Source organism: Enterococcus termitis (genome assembly GCF_001730305.1).
GTDB classification, from domain to species: domain Bacteria; phylum Bacillota; class Bacilli; order Lactobacillales; family Enterococcaceae; genus Enterococcus_L; species Enterococcus_L termitis.
This window is the reverse complement of the sequence record NZ_MIJY01000043.1, coordinates 48049-66641: the sequence shown is the minus strand read 5'-3', so window position 1 is coordinate 66641 and position 18593 is coordinate 48049. Positions and strand designations below refer to the sequence as shown.

General features: G+C 35.5%; 17 protein-coding genes. 12 read left to right on the top strand and 5 right to left on the bottom strand.

What is annotated here, in order from left to right:
- From BCR25_RS14450 to BCR25_RS14435, 4 genes are all read right to left on the bottom strand, one after another.
- The gene (locus BCR25_RS14450) at positions 1–1230 is read right to left on the bottom strand and encodes a radical SAM/SPASM domain-containing protein (protein WP_069664300.1); all 1230 of its coding nucleotides are present in this window, start codon (positions 1228–1230) and stop codon (positions 1–3) included.
- Positions 1220–1675, bottom strand: a complete 456-nt coding sequence (locus tag BCR25_RS14445) for a hypothetical protein (RefSeq protein WP_069664299.1) — start codon at positions 1673–1675, stop codon at positions 1220–1222. The genes BCR25_RS14450 and BCR25_RS14445 overlap by 11 nt, the downstream gene beginning before the upstream one ends.
- Positions 1676–1689: 14 nt before the next feature.
- Positions 1690–2283: a CPBP family intramembrane glutamic endopeptidase gene (locus tag BCR25_RS14440; RefSeq protein ID WP_069664298.1), complete on the bottom strand. Its 594-nt coding sequence runs from the start codon at positions 2281–2283 to the stop codon at positions 1690–1692.
- Positions 2284–2956: 673 nt separating this feature from the next.
- Positions 2957–3436: a hypothetical protein gene (locus BCR25_RS14435; protein ID WP_083242704.1), complete on the bottom strand. Its 480-nt coding sequence runs from the start codon at positions 3434–3436 to the stop codon at positions 2957–2959.
- 367 nt (positions 3437–3803) lie between these two features.
- Between BCR25_RS14435 and BCR25_RS14430 the strand changes: the two genes are divergently transcribed.
- The 11 genes from BCR25_RS14430 to BCR25_RS14380 all read left to right on the top strand — a co-directional run bounded on the left by BCR25_RS14430 (position 3804) and on the right by BCR25_RS14380 (position 14409).
- Entirely contained in the window at positions 3804–4604 is an 801-nt protein-coding gene (locus BCR25_RS14430) for a Mom family adenine methylcarbamoylation protein (RefSeq protein WP_169819029.1), read from the top strand.
- A gap of 68 nt (positions 4605–4672) precedes the next feature.
- A complete protein-coding gene (locus BCR25_RS14425) occupies positions 4673–7657 on the top strand; it encodes an LPXTG cell wall anchor domain-containing protein (protein WP_069664296.1) in 2985 nt (994 codons plus the stop codon).
- Between the two features lie 131 nt (positions 7658–7788).
- A complete protein-coding gene (locus tag BCR25_RS14420; protein WP_069664295.1) occupies positions 7789–8124 on the top strand; it encodes a hypothetical protein in 336 nt (111 codons plus the stop codon).
- Complete coding sequence (locus tag BCR25_RS14415; protein WP_069664294.1) at positions 8121–8537, top strand: DUF961 family protein; 417 nt, start codon at positions 8121–8123, stop codon at positions 8535–8537. The genes BCR25_RS14420 and BCR25_RS14415 overlap by 4 nt, the downstream gene beginning before the upstream one ends.
- Positions 8538–8540: 3 nt before the next feature.
- Positions 8541–9989: an FtsK/SpoIIIE domain-containing protein gene (locus BCR25_RS14410; RefSeq protein WP_069664293.1), complete on the top strand. Its 1449-nt coding sequence runs from the start codon at positions 8541–8543 to the stop codon at positions 9987–9989.
- A gap of 359 nt (positions 9990–10348) precedes the next feature.
- Positions 10349–11653, top strand: a complete 1305-nt coding sequence (locus BCR25_RS14405; RefSeq protein WP_069664292.1) for an XRE family transcriptional regulator — start codon at positions 10349–10351, stop codon at positions 11651–11653.
- A gap of 77 nt (positions 11654–11730) precedes the next feature.
- Positions 11731–12216 (top strand): antirestriction protein ArdA, encoded by a 486-nt coding sequence (locus tag BCR25_RS14400; protein WP_069664291.1) that lies wholly within the window; start codon positions 11731–11733, stop codon positions 12214–12216.
- On the top strand, positions 12216–12587 hold the full coding sequence (locus BCR25_RS14395; protein WP_245792227.1) for a hypothetical protein: 372 nt from the start codon (positions 12216–12218) through the stop codon (positions 12585–12587). The genes BCR25_RS14400 and BCR25_RS14395 overlap by 1 nt, the downstream gene beginning before the upstream one ends.
- Positions 12588–12602: 15 nt before the next feature.
- Positions 12603–13631 (top strand): conjugal transfer protein, encoded by a 1029-nt coding sequence (locus tag BCR25_RS14390; protein WP_069664290.1) that lies wholly within the window; start codon positions 12603–12605, stop codon positions 13629–13631.
- Positions 13628–13981: a TcpD family membrane protein gene (locus tag BCR25_RS20755; RefSeq protein ID WP_245792225.1), complete on the top strand. Its 354-nt coding sequence runs from the start codon at positions 13628–13630 to the stop codon at positions 13979–13981. Before BCR25_RS14390 ends, BCR25_RS20755 begins: the two co-directional genes overlap by 4 nt.
- 11 nt (positions 13982–13992) lie before the next feature.
- Positions 13993–14409: a TcpE family conjugal transfer membrane protein gene (locus BCR25_RS14380; protein ID WP_069664289.1), complete on the top strand. Its 417-nt coding sequence runs from the start codon at positions 13993–13995 to the stop codon at positions 14407–14409.
- Positions 14410–14583: 174 nt separating this feature from the next.
- Here BCR25_RS14380 and BCR25_RS14375 read toward each other — a convergent pair whose 3' ends face one another.
- Positions 14584–15780, bottom strand: coding sequence for an IS110 family RNA-guided transposase (locus tag BCR25_RS14375; RefSeq protein ID WP_069664288.1), 1197 nt, complete (start codon positions 15778–15780; stop codon positions 14584–14586).
- A 286-nt stretch (positions 15781–16066) separates the two neighbouring features.
- Here BCR25_RS14375 and BCR25_RS14370 point away from each other — a divergent pair, with 286 nt between their 5' ends.
- Positions 16067–18589: an ATP-binding protein gene (locus BCR25_RS14370; protein ID WP_069664287.1), complete on the top strand. Its 2523-nt coding sequence runs from the start codon at positions 16067–16069 to the stop codon at positions 18587–18589.
- The last annotated feature ends 4 nt before the right edge of the window (positions 18590–18593 follow it).

The following is an 18593-nucleotide window of genomic DNA, read 5'->3' as shown; positions in this document are numbered from 1 at the left end:
TTAAGTTATCATCTCTAGGACGGACATATAATAGTCCTTAAACAAAGAACAATATGGGTCTCTGTCTCTAACATCACTAGCATATGAGGCACGCGCCCGGCAACCACCTCCGCATAAATATCTAGCTTCGCATTGCTGGCAGCCTCCTTCAATAGAATCTACTGAAATATTGCCTAGAAAAGCGTTTCTTTCACTTTTTCTACTTAAATACTCCGAGATGCGTCCATCGCGAATATTTCCTAAGCTTAATTGATCATCCATAAGCATGTGGCATGGATATAGATTTCCCTCTGTTCCAATTGCAATTAGTGATTCGCCCGCACCACAATAATCCTGTGCGGTTAAGCAATTACTGCCGATCTGTGTATCATCAAGCGAGACTGCTCCAGCAAGGACATATCTACTCAATGATTGAATATCCAATTCTGTCGGTAAATAGTCTTTAAGCTCTCCCTCTGCACAGCCAGATAGAAGGCTAAAACTAATTTCAACTCCTGTTTTATCTGAAAGCTCAATGTATTTATGAATATCAGACATATTTCCATGATGTAGCGTAGGTAAAATAGTGACTTTTACTTTGGTAGTTTTAAAGAAATCAACGGTCCTCATAATCCTACTAAATATGCCTTCATCTCTAATAAATGAGGGACATTCTGCTGAATAAGTATCAAGAGAAACTGAAACACTATCGATGAAATTTGATATCTCGAGTATCTTCGCTTCATTGAATACTGTTCCATTAGTAATCATCACAATATTTGAGATAGAACATTTCTCTTTCGCATATTTAGCAATAGCAACAATATCGTTTCTTAGTAGAGGTTCCCCACCCGAAAAGACTAAATTGGTAATCCCCACTTCTTCCAATTGATCAAGAGCTAAATAAATTTCATCAGTGGTCATATCTGGTGCAACATTACGTTTGTCATCAAAAGAATAGCAACCCACACAATGCAAATTACATTTGTTCGTCAGATGTAAGTATGCAGTTACTACCTGAGAATTACTTACTTTTTTTACATCAGTATCTCCTGTTTCAAAAAAATCCGCTTCTTGCAACTGCTCATATACTTCTATGAGCTCTGTTGTGTTGAAGTCTTCCTTTAAGGATAAAGAGCTAATCAAATCGACCGTCCCTTTCGCTAAGCCCAAAACCACACCATTACTTAGCTGATACAATAAATCTGTATCATTAAACTGTGTAACTCTTACATCATCATTAAAACGCATGTTCTACCTCCTTGTTCTTAAAAACAAAACGATCCATGAGATAAATAAGAATAAATGTAAAAAAGCCAATCATCAAAATAGAGCCAAATCCAATATTTACTGAAATATTAGAGATATCAAGATTTTCATTGGCGCCAGCTATTCTTTGTGTATTTGCACTTAAACTTGCTAAGTTGTGTCCCTTCATAATATAAGATGTGAGAAATGATAGTAAAACTCCAAACAAAGCGCCAGATACAGCCGCTACAAAAACTCGCTTTGCTTGTTGGAATAACATCGAAGATACTCCAGAAGTCGCTACTGCAAAGAGTACACATGGTATCAGAACTAATAATAGCAGCATAGAGAAGAAATTTTGTGCTTGTATAGATAACAACACATAGCTCAAATCTACAACCAATAATAATGCAGCAATGACAATAGCATACGTTTTTTTACTTTTCACTTTGATCAACTCCTTCAAATAATGATTAATAAATTATATATAGCATGAATCACAGTTGGAACGGAAATTGATTTACTCCAAACTCGAATCACTGAAAATAATATACCCAGCGGTAGTCTGTATAGTAAATTATCTAAAAAGGGCTCACTTATATGCCCTACAAAAGCGAATATTAATGAGGTTATGATTACAGTGTGAACACATCTAGCATTTTGACTAATAATATTAAAAATAAAGTATCGATAGAAAAATTCTTCGGCAAATGCAATCATTAAAAAATGAATGATTATGATAATTTTCTGATTTGTTGGTAAGTTAATGTTTTCTGATCCAACATAGACGAATGCAAATAGTGAAAAAAAGAAAATCATCAAAATAATCTTGTTACGGTCATCCAGTTTGAAAGACATGGTCACTGTTCCTGAAATCTTTGAGATCACATAAGGAACAATAACTAAGCTGACAATTGTGGGAACGGTCAATGTCAATAAAACATTATCAATTTTCAACACAATTCGAGAAAAAAGAACTAACGTCACAAGTACTACACTTGTAACTATTGTAAAGCCCATACTGATAATCGAATCATAGAAAACTTTCTTATTCATCTCTTCTTCCTCACTTTAGTCCATTCGCTTTCACCAACAACAGGTAAATGTTCCCGAAGCCATTTTTTACTATGCTATTGGTGATCAGCTCATGGAGGTCATCAACTAGCTTCCAACCTCAGAGCTAGTTGGGTAGAAACTGCATTAAACAGTTTTTTTGATCTCTTTGATGTAGTTACCCACTGATACGCAGAACAACGGACCTACAGAGACACAACCTGTCTTAGCAGCTTTCTTAGTTGCAAACTTAAGCATTTAATCACCTCGCTATCTTTAAACTTAGTTTATCAGCTTGAATAGACGTATTTTTATTAATGATTTATTTGGTAGCCTTTTTTGTAGTAATCGGTCTCAGTAGATACCTTAACTTAAAAAGTTTCACGGATTATGTGATACTCACACTATTTCTATTTTCCAAAGAGACCAGTATTGCTTAGATGTCAAAACGATTGTTTTGAATCCGTGCCAGAAAAAAGCGAGTGGACATAAAATCTTTGAGTCATATCACACTCACGTGAAATCTAGATAAATGATGGAAACAGAGAAGTACCCCTTAAAAACCTGTCAAAAACAAAATTTAGGTAATCGTAGTTATATAAAAAAGACTTCTAGGTAATTGAATAGCCTAAAAAGTCTCTAACAAAAAATATTCATTTTTTAGATATGCTCATGCTTACCCATGAAAATTGCCTGTTGCTGAATTAACGGTTACATAAGCATTGTCCCCTGTATCAACTTCGTTTACAAAAACTCCGAAATAACCATTTCCATAGTCAACGTACTCTTTAACGGTTACTTTATAATTTTCATATAATGTATTTTCAAATTTATTTTTCCAATCTGTATTTGTTTCATCCTGCTCCGAAGTCGGCTGTAATTGTGCCTCATTTACTACATTCTGCTCTGAAGTCGATTGGGTTGAATCATCGATTCTGTTATTATTATCTTGATTAACACTCTGTTTCGTTATCGAGCTAGAAGTATTAGAATGCGTGCTCTCTTGAGTTTGTGAACTACTTGATTTAGTAATTTTAACAGTACTTGAACTACTAGAAGCTACAGAAGACTTTTCTTTCCCAAATTTGCTTGAACATCCACTTAATGACACAGATAAAAATACTAATCGTAATATAATTTGATGGATGGGATGCATAAAAAAGACACCTTCCAAAATTTGGAAAGTGTCTTAAACATTGTAATTGAATGGTACTCAGTTTCTTGCGAAAACTCCGTCCCATATTGAATTCGTAAGCGAACAAATTCGCAACGACTCCAACAATTAACGTTTTGAGCAACGACTTAGGGTATTTCAATATTTCTTCATCCTCAATAATCCTTATATATCAAGGGTTTAGCTCTATGCGCTATGGACTTAAAAGGATGAAAATGGACTACCACGGATTAAATTGACACCAATTAACACCAAAAAAGACTGATAGAAGAATGAATACTTCTATTCAGGTGTTACTAAAACAGTAACACCTTTTTTTGCGTTTCAACAAGAAAGAGGGATGATTCTTATAATAAAATCCGAACTACAGATTAAGCCTGTGGAAAAAGAATTAGCTTGTGAATTTATCCGTACCTATCACTATTCAAAAATAATGCCTCGTCTGTGTCGATACTTCTTAGGTATTTATGCCAAAAAAAGACTCTTAGGAGTTGTAGAACTAGGTTGGGGAACTCAACCACTTCAAACCATTCATAAACTGTTCCCTCAACATTCATTAAAAACTACTGATTATCTAGAAATCGGGAAAATGTGTTTCTTGCCTGAAATGAATGAAACCCATTATTTTGGAAGCATGGCTCTCTCTCTTTTGAGAAAGTGGCTTCAATCCAATACTGAATGCTTATTTTTATATACATTGGCTGATGGAATTGAAGGGAAATGCGGCTATGTTTATCAAGCATCTAACTTTTATTACGGAGGTTTTTTCAAAACTAGCGTCTATCGTGATAAGCAAACCTTCGAGAAGATTCATCCGCGAAGTGCAAGAATTCTTTTAGAAGAAAATGCTAAATGGGACGGTGTACAAAAAAGAAATTGGCTTACACATGAATTTTGCAACTATAAAGGAATTGAAAAAATAAATGGTCGGATGTTTCGTTATATCTATCCATTGAATCCTCAAGCCAAAAATATTTTAGCTGCTTATCCTATATATCAACATCGTGCCTACCCTAAAGAAAAAGAGCTCATTTGGGAGAAACGCATTGCCTATAGAAAATATGTACGGATTCCACAACCAACTTTTAATAAAGATGCACACAACTACAACTCACAAGTAGTACTCCATAACCAATATAAAGGCTCATAATTAAGGCGGTTGAGGAATTCTACTTTGTAGAAGATATCTTAACTATATAATAGAAGGGAAATAATCTAATGAAAAATAAACTAGTACAGATTTTTATGTTGATGGCAATTACCATCCAAACTATTTGTGCACCTATATCTGTCTTCGCTCAAGAACAAACAGCTCTTCCATCCATTGCATTCGTCACGCAAGAATCCCAAGAGGATAGCTCCACACAATCCAAAAACATTCCTACTATTTCCGAACGTTTCTACAAAGAGTCACCAGCAGAGACAATCCCCACTAAAAACGCAAAAGCCAATGATAGTCCTAAAGAAGAATGGACAGTGACGCAGCTACTTGCACGTGCAAATCCCTATAGTATTACTGGATTAACTGATACACAAATCAAAAAATTAGGGCAATCCTTATTTGAAACACAAGCTGCAGACGATCCTAAGTTGCAAATTTCTATTCAAAACGATGCAGGAAAAACTATTATCATTCCATTTAAGTCTGCACGTGCAAATGCAACTTCTGATAATAAATATACGGATATCACCTACTCTCATAACTTCCAAGGATGGGATATATCTTCTTATATCGTTGAGTACAAAGTAGATAATGCTACCGCCTTTTGTATTGACCCAATGAGAACTATGTTAGATGGGAATTACAATGAATCTACTAAATTCCCGTTCTCAGACTCCGTTTTGAATGATGTAAACTACATTGGTGCGCTTTATTCCACTATCGGAACAGATAAATACACATATGCAACAGCGCAACTTATGATTTGGGAAAAAATCGGTGCTAAAAATATACAAACAAATATTTCTTCCTATGCTACTATCAAAGACAAAATTAATAATGCCGTTATTTCGTATAAAAAAGTGCCTAGCTTTGCTGGAGAAACAATCAATTTAACAGTTGGTGAAAATGTTACTTTAGTAGATGCTAACAATGTATTAAACCAATATATCAAAATCAATGCCAATACCGCTAATATCTCCTATACTAAAACAGGTAATCAATTGACACTTACTCCCAACTTGACTAGCCAAAATGGGAAACTAGCATTCTGGAAAATCAATCAGCTATCTACTCCCATGGTTTACTATCGTGATAACGCTCAAACTTTAGCGACCTTCACTTTAAAAGATACTTCTTCATTCGCTCTATCCATTAAGGTAATAAAAGATGGGCGTGGCAAAATCATCAAAAAAAGTGCTGAAACTGGTCGTCCCCTTCAAGGAGCCGTTTATTCTGTCTCAAACAATAAAAATAATCAAATAGAGACTGTGACAACAGGCACCGATGGACAATTATTAACCAAATCCTATGAGCATGGTACCGTACTCACCATTAAGGAAATATCAGCTCCAGCACAACATAGTCTGAATTCCCAAACTCAAAAGATTACCATTGAAGCTGGAAAAACAAAAGAGGTTACTTTTACAAATCAACTAGTTAAAGGTTATGCAACGATTACAAAAACTGGAGATTTTGCGACTACATTAAAAGAAGAAAAAACACCCTTTGGTCTTCTCTACAACTTTGTTTACGAACCTAAAGGGACTATCAAAAATACTACCTTTGATATTTTCGCTAATGAGGACATCGTTAGTATTGATGGTACTCGTTTTTTCACCAAAGGAGAAAAGGTAGACACTCTCACGACCAATCAAGATGGCAAATCCAGAACAAAGGCACTTTATATCGGGAAATATTACGCCAAAGAAAGTAAAGTCGAAGCAGGATTTACTCTGGATGCTACACCGCTTCCATTTGAAATCACGTCTGAAAATCAGAACGTTCCTATCACACAAACGGAAATTAATGTAATCAATCACTGGCAATCCATTCACGTTACTGTTCATAAAGAGGAAGAAATGGCTAATGGATTTAAAGACAATCATGTGATAATAACCAGTATTCCGTCAAATGGAAAAACATTTGGCTTATTTACTGCGGAAGAAATCAAACAATCCGATAACATCGCACTCCCTAAAGATGCACTTGTTGGTATCGCCAAAACAAAAGATGGCAAAGCTGACTTCGGTTTAAAACAATTACCTCTTTCTACTTACTATGTGCAAGAGCTTCAAACAGATGATGCACATATACTGGACACAACCAAGTACCCTGTGGATTATTCTGGGGATAACGCAACGCAAGTAGAAGCAAACGTCTATGCTAACGCTACAAGAATCGGAATGAAACAGAATGCATTACGCATTGCGGACGAACCATTGGTCAACAAGTTATTTCTAACAGATGTTTCCTTTAAAAAATTAAACGAGATTCCTTCCTTTGATAAAAATAATACAATACAGTATACAAAAACAGAGGCTGGAGCTGGAGCACAATTCGAATTATTAAATGAAAACCATCAAGTTATCCAAACTACTACTATTAATAAGAATGGTATTGGTTCGTGGGAAAAGCTACCCACAGGAACTTACTATCAACGTGAAATAGCGCCTTCTTCTAACAATTATGTTCTTTCAAAAGAAGAAGTTAAGCTTATTGTAACTAAAGATGGAACTACAGCTTTTGATTCAAAAAACCAAGCCCTTCACAAAGAAACAAATAAAAATTTCTTATTCACGCTAAAGAATGAATACATTAAAGGTGATGTAGAACTCAAGAAGACAGATGTTTCAACTGGTGAAACTTTGTCTAATACAGGAATCAACATTACAGACGAGCAAGGAACTATCCTCATTTCAGGTCAAACAAATGAAGATGGTGTATTCATCTTTAAAAACTTACCAAAAGGACGTTATGCCTTTGTAGAATATGATGCACCTAAAGGTTATCTTATAGACGAAACACCTATTTCATTTGAAATTAAGGAGAATGGCGAAATTGTTCGTTGCAAAATGACTAACCAAAAACAAACTATTACCACAATTTCATCTAAAGGAAAAACGTTACTTGCTAGTTTGCCACAAACAGGTGAAGAAGCACAAGCATTCCTTGTTTTCATCGGATTTATCATTATTAGCTCCCTTGCTTTCTCCCACTATAAAAAGAAGAAACAAGCAGAATCAGATAAAAAATCTGATTAGGAGTCCATTATGAATCACATATATGCACGAGGTCCTCCAATTAATTTATTTAAAGTTCCAACAGATCTCCAGAAGTATGGAGAAGAAATACTAAACCACTAATAAAGTAAATAAAAGAAAGCAGGTATACTATGGCAAATCGAATTACCGCAATCACATTAAAGGAAAATCAACTTGGAGCACCTATCAAAGCAAGCGTAAAAGAAGACAGGGAGGTATTTATTGATGGAAAACGAACACCCTCTCGTATCTTTGTAGCATCTACTGTACTCCACCCAGACTTTGAAATAATCGTTCCTTATACACGAAACTCCCCACGTTTTGAAGGAAGAAAAGTCGTTGAGCTTCGAGGTGTCACTTTAGTACCATCAGCAAAAAGAAACAACATTGGAACTGCAAGCCGTACATTAGAGTTACAAGTTTTCGCAGAAGAATTAGTCATTTCAGAAGGAGGACAAGACAAATGAGTTTACGCTTTGAAGATAATTTAATTAAGGATTTTGACATTCAACAAACGTTTGGGCAATTGTATTTCCTAAATAGTCAAACACTCTATGACAACGACTCTGAGGGGAATCGTACTGAGAGTGTACGTGAACAACGTGTCACCGTATACTCTGAAACAAAGCAAGATCAAATCGATATTTCTTTGCCTCCATCTTTTGATTTAAGTCCCTACCAATATGATGAACCTGTTCAACTACTTGGTGAGGTTTCTGCACTTGCTTGGTTATCCTCTTACACTGGATACAATGATTCTATCCAATCAGAACAAGCTTTTAAAATCCGTGCAGAAGGATTGAAAAAGCAACCTCTAGCATCTATTCCTTCATCTAATGCAAATGATGCTAAAACAAATAACCCAAAGAATAAAGATTAATAAATGGGTACTTGGTTCTCATATAAAGGAATCCGTATTCGCCCCTATCATCGCTCTATCTATTGGCGGTATATCTGGCTTTCGTGGTTCCCATTTATCATTTTTTCGGGAGTATATGGCTATTGGAAAGTAGTTCCTATTATTAGACACCTGCAACAATTAAATACGATTAATTATTCTAAATTAATTTTACCATCTACTGTTTTAATCACCTTATTATTTGTCCCACTTATTCTATTACTTTTCTTAAGAAGAAGCTCTTTTTCCAAAGGGGGCTTCTTTTTTCGTGTCTATCAGCGGCAAATGTTAGCGCGGATGTTAGAAAGTAATGGACTTTATGAAAAAAAGACAAGAAAAACAGAGTCTCGAACAATCGAAACGATTCATTTTCCAAAAGTTTATTATAAAAATACCAAAGAGTATCTTTTTCTAACCGTTCCAACAGATGGGATGAAATGGCACGATCGTTTCATTAAAGTCGCAAAAACCTTTGAAGAAATGTATTTAGCTGATTTTATCGATGAACAACGTGTGATGGGAGCAACGACTTATACCTTCATGACCGATGTAAGAAGTAAACGAATCATGATACAGGACTGTTCAGCCTCTAATGGGAAAATCAAACTCATGGAAGGTGTGTATTGGGATTACGCAGAAGTTCCTCATATGTTAATTACAGGAGGAACAGGCGGAGGAAAAACCTATTTGCTCCTTACATTGATTCAAGCTCTAGTCAAAGTTGGAACTGTAGATATTTGTGATCCAAAGGAAGCTGATTTAAAAGATTTACAAGATCTCCCTTTATTCAGAGGGCATGTCTTTTATGGAACTAATCGAATTACTCGCTGCCTAAAAGATGCTGTTAAAGAAATGAATTGTCGATACGTATACATGAAGCTCCTTCCCACATATAAAACAGGGGAAAACTTCGCCTATTACAATATTCCACCTTATTTTATCATCATCGATGAATGGGCAGCCTTTTTCGGGCTACTATCTTACAAGGAGCAAGAAGAAATTCTACGCTATGTAAAAGAATTAGTATTAAAAGCACGCCAAGCTGGTGTTTTCTTAATTTTAGCTACACAACGACCAGATGCCGATAATTTTGGCGGCGGTGTACGAGATAATATTTTATGCCGTATCAGTGTAGGGAAACTTCAGGAGCAAGGATATCGCATGACTTTCTCTGATGAACATAAAGGAAAAGCCTTCATCAACAAACCTATCAAAGGAAGAGGTTACGTAGATGATGGTTCTGCGGTTCCACGTGAATTTTATGCTCCATTGGTTCCTAAAGGCTATGATTTTCTGACAGAATTAGCAAAAATCCCTTCTATGAAAATGCTTGATACTAAAGAAGTAGCACCGACATTGAAAGAAATAGATGAAGCTCAAAAGGATTTTGGTGTCGGAGAAGAAAGAGTAACGAAATCTTCACGTGACTCATGAACGGTGAAAATCCGAAAATTTCCGGCAGATATGATAACCCATTTTCACTAGTTGAAGCAAGCTGGTATCTACGATTTGTTCGATTCACAAGGTCTCCTTGTGAAAGCTGGGTGTTCTAACACCCAGCGGTTGGACACAAAGGAACAGGGAGGTCTCCTCCCTGTGAGTGGTCGTTCGGACAAAGGAGGGCGTATGCCCTCCTTTGTCCAGCAACCCCCAGTATATAACATGGGGGTAACTTTTTAATACTTTAACCTATAACATGGCTGAAACAATTGATTTCATAGAGTTTCTAAGGAATCATGACCTGTCACATTTTTCAACTGAACATGTCACAATATTATCTAAAGGAGTAAATCATGCACGGAAAAGAAGTAAAGAAATTACGTACACAATTAGGGTTAACCCAACAAACTTTCGCTGAAAAAATATCTATCCCTCGAACTGTCGTCTCAAAAATTGAGAATAACCATCGTCCTGTTAGTTCAACATTACTTGCAAAATTAAAGAAGAACTTTCATCTAGATGGTGGACTTCTCACTATGGAAGCAAAAATTGATTTTTTACGTGTTCGTTTTCAAATCAATTCTCCCGATTTAGTTATTGAAAAAGTTCTTCGAATGGATAGTAATGCTTTTATGTATAAAGATTATGGCTTCTACCATTACACAGAGACTTACTGTTTCAGCGAGATATTTGTTTTCTTTAATCCCAATGATATTCATATGGGTGTAATGATCGAGCTTAGAGGACAAGGTTGCAGAGAATATGAATTAATCTTAGAAGAATATAAAGAGTCTTGGTCTCATTTCTTTTGGCGACTTTATCAAGATAATTTATTTGAGAATGGGCTCATTGTAGATACTAAAATTACTCGAATAGATATTGCCTTAGATGAAAAGTTGTCCCCTTTTTCTTCTAACTATGACCTATATGAATTAAAAGAAAAATATGAACAAGGGCTCGTAAATACCACCTTCCGAAATTTTGATTTTCGTGGTGGTTTTGTTCAAAAAAATGGTAAAACAGTCAATAAAGGACTCTCTCTTTATTTTGGTTCTAGACAATCTCCCATGTATTTGAATTTTTATCAAAAAGATTATGAATTAGCAAAAAAGGAAGAAATTTCTGTCGAGCAAGCACAAGAGAAATATGGTATAAAAAATCGTTATGAAGTGCGCTTAGCTGATGAAAAAGCTTATTTATTTGTAGAATATCTTTTATCAACCGGCGAAACATTAGAATGGGTAGTCAAAGAGCTCATTGATACATCCTTAAAAGTCTACGATTGCGATGAAGAGGGTAATCGTATCAGCTATAGTAAAAATTGGCGGCAAGTTATTGAAAGCATGCAAGAGCTACGCTTAACCATCAAAGGTGAAAAACCAAATTATGAAAAATCCTTACGTTGGCTATCGAATTATCTTGCGCCTACTCTGAAAAAGATATGGCTGATTGATCAAACACTAGGAAAAAATGAACTAATGGACCGTATTCAACGAGCTAAATTGAAAGAAATTGATGAAGAAGCTATTCTAACTATCACTACCTCCCTTCGCGAACTGATTATTCAAGAAACAGCCGCTACCGATACTACCCCCGAGCGTATCAGTGTGACAAAAGAAGAAATTGAACAACTACTTGCAAGCTATCTTTTTATATAGCAACATCTCTTTTTATCAAAAAGGGCAGCCCGTCTCATAGGATTGCCCTTTTTAATTTTAACTAGGAGGAATTTTTTATGATTGAAATTTTTGTAGAGAATTTACATGCTCGACATGGAAAATGGTTTGAACTGCCTATTCGCTTTGAAGAAATTGAAGAAACATTAGCGTTAAAAGATGGACAAGAATATCTGATTTCCGACTACATGGCACCCTTCACTATTTCCAATTATGAATCATTTTCTTATATGAATGAAGTCGCTGAACGATTAGATGAACACACGCATGACCCTGCTATTAACTATCTAGGTGAATTAGTTGATAATGGTTTTTTTAGTGATTTATTAGATGCTTTTGAAAAAATAGATGAAATACATGTCTATACGGACTGTTTTTCCTATGAAGATTATGCTGAGTATTTTATTGAAGAATGTGGTTATTTATCGGGTGTTCCAGATATCATCAAATGGCATGTTGATTATAAAGGAATTGGACTTGATTTAAGTCACGATGGCAATTTATATCAAGCTGATGATCAGATTATTATTGAGGTTTCCTATTAATGATGCAACCACAAGCGAAATTAATATGTACCCTAAAAGAGTATGGTTTCTTTTGTATGGAAGGTACTATTCCAGCTATACAAGCTGAACGTTTTCTAATGGCACAAAAAATGCTTCAACGAACTGACCTTGTCTTCCAACCACTTAGGGAGCTTTGTTGTGAACGACCACTCTCTCAACATACTAGCTTATATATTGAAGGCTATGAGCGCTTTTCCTCCACAGGACAATCACTAGGCTATTTCTATGATTTTTATAAAGCCACGTATTTGTTTGGCTCTCAACCTGCACGAGTCAAAGTATATGGCACTCATCTATCCCAAAAGAAACTCCTTTCAATTGTAAAGGGGTTTTCTTTTTTAATACATTAAGAAAGGATGTCACCAATGACTTTTGTAAAAAATAAAAAAGATCCTGTGCCGCAAGAGATCAAAGAATCAAAAAAATTATCTATTCGATTCGTTCGTAGTTTATTTATTGGGTTTAGCCTTTTTTTGATGGTAAGCGGACCCATTGCTTTCTATAAATCTATGCACTCCCAACAACAAATCAATCAAGCACAAACCATTTTGACCCGAGAAATTAAAAAGCAATTAACACAGTCTCAACCTACTCCTCCGATTGATTCAGGATTGTCTCAACAGTTCCTCACACAATTTCTTCGTACCTACATCACACTTCCACGTGACCAAAAAGCTTTTGAAGAACGAGGAAAACAATTACAGGAACAATATACTAGCTTTGATTGGATGGAAGAAAAAAATACTGGACTAGAGCGTACTTTATTATCTAGCGAACTCTATCAAATTTCTGTCATCGATGGTCAACAAGTTGGTACTTATCGGATACACTATGATTTGATTTCACCAGTTGTTAAAGAACGCATAGTAAAGAAAATGGACAATGGAAAAGAATTGACTACAAAAGAAAAATATACAGATTTTGTTTCACAAAAAAAGCAAATTCTTGTTAATATTCCTTTTCAAGCATTACCAAATAACACTTTTACCGTCACTGCCTATCCATATTTCTCTGTTGAGCCTAAATTAACTGGCACAAAAGGATTACCAACTCCCCATGATTGGTCTACTTATACACCAGTCTCTGCTAAACAAGAAAAAGAACTTCATACCTTTACCCAAACTTTTCTTCAAAAATATGTGTCCGCTTCTCTAGAAGATATGGCGTATCTCATGAAAGAACCAGAAACACTGACAGGTGATTATCAAATTGAGCACATTCAATCTAAAGGTTATACCAAGGATAAGCAGCTATTAGTTGTTATTTCATTTTCCTTATTTGATAAGGAAACATCATCATCCCATAAAGAAGATATGATCCTTTATGTAAAAGAGCGTGATAATACCTTTTATATTGAAAAATTAACTCACTTTCAAGGAGGCACCATTAAATGAAACAAAAAATGAAAAGATTTATTCACTATGTCCAACACAGTGTTTTGACTAGACCTACTTCTCCTCGTATCTCCATTCTCCTTCTCTTCTTATTTCTTTTATCGCAACCTAGTATCACCGTATTCGCAGATACTAACGCAAAAGAAGCGAGTAATTATGTTCTACAAGACTGGGTCGCACCTATTTTCGGTGTCATCGTTGTATATCGGGTTATAAAAGAATTTATGGATTCAAAATGGATTCAGGGAATTGCTCTTCTCTTTTTTGGTGGTATTATCTATGCTTTCATCAAAAATCCGACCGGTATATTAGAGACTCTTTCCAACTTAAAATCTTACTTCGGTTTATAAGGAGTGGTCATATGAAAGATAAACAAGTTTTAGATTATAGAGAACCTTTTAATGCCCCATATATGATTCGAGAAATCGCCAAAAATGTAAGACTTCCTTTCATTGTCTATGCACAAGATTTTACTATAGCGATTCTTAGTTTCTTTATTGTTTTCCTTTTACTATTTATCACGATTGGCTTCAATCAAATAACCGCCATTCTTTCTGTAGGTATTCCTTATGGCATTGTACAGGTATTCAATCGAATTGAACCTGACGGCAAACGATTAGACTTATTTACTAAAGATTACCTTACGTACCTATGGTTTTATGTACTCCCCAAAAAAAATGTTTATCATGGAAGATTAGAATCTATAAAACCAAGGAAAGTCGTATATGAAAAACAAACCATCAATTCCATCCGAGTTCTCCCAAATAATCCTAAATGAAAATGGCAGCTAACCCGTTATGCCTTTAATTTTATTTAATCATTAACAAACTATCACTTAAAGAAAGACGAACTATATTAAGTCAAGTGAAAAATGAAAAGAAATAAATAACGAAGCGGATAATTATTGAAGGCAACACAAATAAGCTGATAAATATGTTAGAAATAAATTCAGCTAATTGACAATCATTTTATCTTCTTCAAAAGGTTCTCCAGTTTTTAATACTCTAAAAATGATACGAACTAATTTTTTTACGACATGGCTAAGTGCGACATTGAAATGTTTCCCTTCGGAAAGTTTTTTATCAAGATATTGCCTCATAGAAGGAGACCAAATAGCGCAAAGCCTTGCGGCTTCATGGAGCGCCCAACGAAGCTGAGAGGAGCCACGTTTGACCATATGACCAGTTTCTGTCTGATGTGTCCCAGATGTGCTAATTGATGGTTCAGCTCCGGCATAGGCAAGCAACTGGCTAGGAGATTTAAAGTTTCGAATATCCCGAATCTCAGCTAATAAAATACTGCCCAGATTATTTCCAATTCCAGGGATCGAAAGTAAGGGAGAATCAATTTCTTTCATTAGTTTTTGAATTTCATTGTCAGCTGCTTTACGCATAGCTGAAAAATACTCGATGGCATTAATCGTTTGGAGGAGTTCAAATTCTAAAGCTGGAGAGATCGTTCCAATGGAATCATAAGCTAGCCGTTTTAATTGAATGGCGTGTTCTTTACCAAAACGGCCACGTGAATGAGTAGAGATAAGATTGGTTAGTTTCGTTAAATGAGCAGTCGCCAATTTAGAAGCAGAAGGAAATTCTTTTAATAGCTCATAAACATATGCGTCATGTTTCGCCGTCGGCGAACTTAGAAACGAAGCTAATTCAGGGAATAAAATATCTAATAAACGGGTATAACTAACTTTTTGACGAATACAATTTTCTTTGACTCGTTTCGCATGACGAGTGGCGTATTTTAACTCGATCATAATTGTTTGAGCTTCAAAAAGTTGTTTATCAATATCAGCTCGTAATTTACGAGCAATCGTCATGGCGTCTTTCTTGTCGGTTTTTGTTTTTCTTAACGAATGGTGTTTGGCAAATTCTTTAATGAGTAATGGATTATAACTATAAGTAGGGTATCCTTGTGTACGAAGAAAACGAAGGATATTAAAGCAATAATGGCCTGTATCTTCTAAAGCAAGTTGTATATCTTCCCCAGTCGATTTTTGAAGATTGGTTAAAGTCGCTTGGAGTTGGGTAAACCCTTCCCGAGTATTTTGTATCTGAAGGTGCCGAACAAAAATTGTTCCCTCACTATCAATGACGGCAATATCATGTTTGTATTTCGCTATGTCGATACCCACATAAAGCATATTGATCAACTCCTAAACTAGTTAAATTTATTGCGCTATGATCCACGTACTCTTTGCCTATGTAACCTTGTAAGAAATCAAGCATCATAATCAAACGCCATGTGCTAACGAACTTATTAACAATGTGACAAAGAGCTGTGGTTAGAGCCTTTCTGAAACAGTATTCCGAAGGAATCCGGTGGAAGATAAACTAATCCACAGCGCCTAACTCAATTATAAAATAACGACTACATAAAACGGAATAGTTGAAATGATTGAGTAATCTAAATATACAAGGAAGAAACACATGAAATTAAAACAGCCTTTAGGACACATCTATAAAAACCTATTAATTACAACGACTAATGACGTATGGGCTTATTTTAGCTGCCCTAGTGATTATGTTATTGGACAAAATCAAGAAGCACAAGAAAAGCAAAAACAGAAATGGAACCAATTTCTACAAAGTTTACGAAAGTTCGAAGACTTCGAGCTTTTTCTAAATCCCCATGCCTATAATTTAGAAGAACGCCTCCGAGCCTTTTCAGAAGATGGTGACCCTATTGCTGATGATGTCACAAAAAATATTATTGAACGTACGTTAGAGAACTTTGAAACTCAGTTGCGCATAATGACTACAGAAAGATTATATGTAGGTATTAAACTATCTAGTGTCTCTTCTGCCTCTTCGATGAGAGGAAAATTCCAAGAACTACTTGATTTTTGCGTTGGAAAAATTCTTGCTCTCAATCAGTATCAATTAACAGTTGATGCTGATTTTTTAATGCGCTATCGCCTTTTAGAAGCAGAAATCTTTCAGTTAGTTGGCACAGTAAATGCACGACGTTTGACAGAACAAGAACTAATCCAAGTCTGTCGTTATCCCTATGTCCGTGGTATGCCCACTTCTTTTTCAACGGATGTTACTGAAAAAGATACTTATTCTCTCACTGATACATTAATTGATCCTATAAAGGAGCAAGGGTTACTTGAACTTCGTAACTTTGAGGGAACAAGTTATATCGAGACTTTACCTATTCACCAGTTTGCACCAAATTTAGCCTACAATCATGTGGTTGAATTACTACAAAGTTTGCCTTTTCCAGTTGGATTCCATATAAAAGGATGCTTTGAACCTTTAAAAGGGACTAGAGGGTTAAAGGGCAAATCTTCTCGCGCAGGAAAACGATTGAAAAATAGTGTAAAAGAAATGAATTCATTTGGAGATGCTGAAATGAAATCTAGTAAATTCAATCGATATGCATTAACTGACTTAAACAATAAAATTGATTTAAAAATACCTGTTATACGTTGGTTGGGTGTATTTTATGTCTTTGGGCAAGATGCCGAAGAATGTCGTAGTCGTGTTCGCTCTGTTATCTCTATGGCAGAATCAAGAAATGTCACCTTAGTTAAAGGTTTGGCAGATCAAGTTCCTCTATTTCATCAATTATTACCTGGCAATCCATTAAAACGACAGAAAAATTGGTTACATTATACGACTGTTCAGGGGATAACGGAGATGATGCTAGCAGTAGATAACCGTATTGGTGATAATATCGGTATTCCTATTGGTATGATTTCAGAACTGAAAAATACCCGAAATTTATCACCGAAAGAAATTGCTTATACTAGCCGAAAACCAGTCTTCTTAAATCCAACCATTGGTAATCAAAATGACATTGCAGACAAAAAAGCAAATAGTCCACATATCGCTATCACAGGACCCACTGGGAATGGCAAAAGCTATCTTGCAAAATTCATCTTCTTTATCTATTCACTAATGAAAGGAAAAGGACTCTATGTTGACCCAAAAAGTGAATTCTTTGATTGGATAATGCAGGTCATAAATAATCCACTAAACCAAAAACAATTCCCAGCTACTTGCGAATTTATACGTACACATTTCCATCAAGTTAGGCTTGATCCTGACCTTGTAGAGAATAAAGGGGTTCTAGACCCATTTTGTTTTATCCAAAATCAAGTAGCTGCCAAAGATATGGCACAAGATTTATTTGAAGAAATTTATGATTTCAGCAATGCTCGTGAGAAAAAATCACGATTAGCACTATTAGATGGTATAGATGCAGTATTAAAAGAACGTGAAAAGGGCAAGTGCGTAGGTTTGCTTCATGTCCTTGATGCTATGCTGGAGAATGAACAAGAAGAAGTGCGAGATACCGCAAATTTAATCAAAAAATCTGTGCAAGGGTCTATATTGGAACTTGCATTTTCTTATGGAGAAAATGAGGGATTAAATTTAGACAAAAAAATCACTATTCTAGAAGTATTAGGTTTAGATATGCCTCGAGCTGAAACACCTAGCCATGATTACAGTGCCACACAGCGAAAATCGGTCATGCTAATGATGTGTATTGGCAAGTTCTGTGAGTTGTTTGGATTGCGCAATCGTGATGAAACAACCGTTGTATTATTTGATGAGTCTTGGATTTTTAATAGTTCAAGAAATGGACGCGCTATTATTAAAGCCATGCGCCGTGTTGGAAGAAGTTTTAATAATACCCTTATCATTGTAACCCAATCTGTAAAAGATACCGCCGAAGAAGATGATACAGGAAATTTTGGACGTATTTTCGCTTTTGATGACAAAGACGAACGAAAAGAAATCTTGAAGCATTTGGGTCTCGAACTCAGTGAAGAAAATATAGATTGGTTAAAAAATCTTCCCAAATATCATTGCCTTTACCTAGACCTTCGAGGACGTGTCGGGAAAATGTTGGTGTATTGCCCTTATGAAGAATTACACCAGATGTTCCAAACTGTAAAAAGATCCCATTCCGCAACAGCAGAAATGGCTTTTAGCCAATGAGAAA

Excerpts from the sequence above, each read along its gene's own strand:
- BCR25_RS14435 (WP_083242704.1), bottom strand. The coding sequence starts at position 3,436 with ATGCATCCCATCCATCAAATTATATTACGATTAGTATTTTTATCTGTG.
- BCR25_RS14440 (WP_069664298.1), bottom strand. The coding sequence starts at position 2,283 with ATGAATAAGAAAGTTTTCTATGATTCGATTATCAGTATGGGCTTTACA.
- BCR25_RS14370 (WP_069664287.1), top strand. The coding sequence starts at position 16,067 with ATGAAATTAAAACAGCCTTTAGGACACATCTATAAAAACCTATTAATT.
- BCR25_RS14420 (WP_069664295.1), top strand. The coding sequence starts at position 7,789 with ATGGCAAATCGAATTACCGCAATCACATTAAAGGAAAATCAACTTGGA.
- BCR25_RS14415 (WP_069664294.1), top strand. The coding sequence starts at position 8,121 with ATGAGTTTACGCTTTGAAGATAATTTAATTAAGGATTTTGACATTCAA.
- BCR25_RS14405 (WP_069664292.1), top strand. The coding sequence starts at position 10,349 with ATGCACGGAAAAGAAGTAAAGAAATTACGTACACAATTAGGGTTAACC.
- BCR25_RS14450 (WP_069664300.1), bottom strand. The coding sequence starts at position 1,230 with ATGCGTTTTAATGATGATGTAAGAGTTACACAGTTTAATGATACAGAT.
- BCR25_RS14375 (WP_069664288.1), bottom strand. The coding sequence starts at position 15,780 with ATGCTTTATGTGGGTATCGACATAGCGAAATACAAACATGATATTGCC.
- BCR25_RS20755 (WP_245792225.1), top strand. The coding sequence starts at position 13,628 with ATGAAACAAAAAATGAAAAGATTTATTCACTATGTCCAACACAGTGTT.
- BCR25_RS14380 (WP_069664289.1), top strand. The coding sequence starts at position 13,993 with ATGAAAGATAAACAAGTTTTAGATTATAGAGAACCTTTTAATGCCCCA.
- BCR25_RS14400 (WP_069664291.1), top strand. The coding sequence starts at position 11,731 with ATGATTGAAATTTTTGTAGAGAATTTACATGCTCGACATGGAAAATGG.
- BCR25_RS14425 (WP_069664296.1), top strand. The coding sequence starts at position 4,673 with ATGAAAAATAAACTAGTACAGATTTTTATGTTGATGGCAATTACCATC.
- BCR25_RS14390 (WP_069664290.1), top strand. The coding sequence starts at position 12,603 with ATGACTTTTGTAAAAAATAAAAAAGATCCTGTGCCGCAAGAGATCAAA.
- BCR25_RS14410 (WP_069664293.1), top strand. The coding sequence starts at position 8,541 with ATGGGTACTTGGTTCTCATATAAAGGAATCCGTATTCGCCCCTATCAT.
- BCR25_RS14395 (WP_245792227.1), top strand. The coding sequence starts at position 12,216 with ATGATGCAACCACAAGCGAAATTAATATGTACCCTAAAAGAGTATGGT.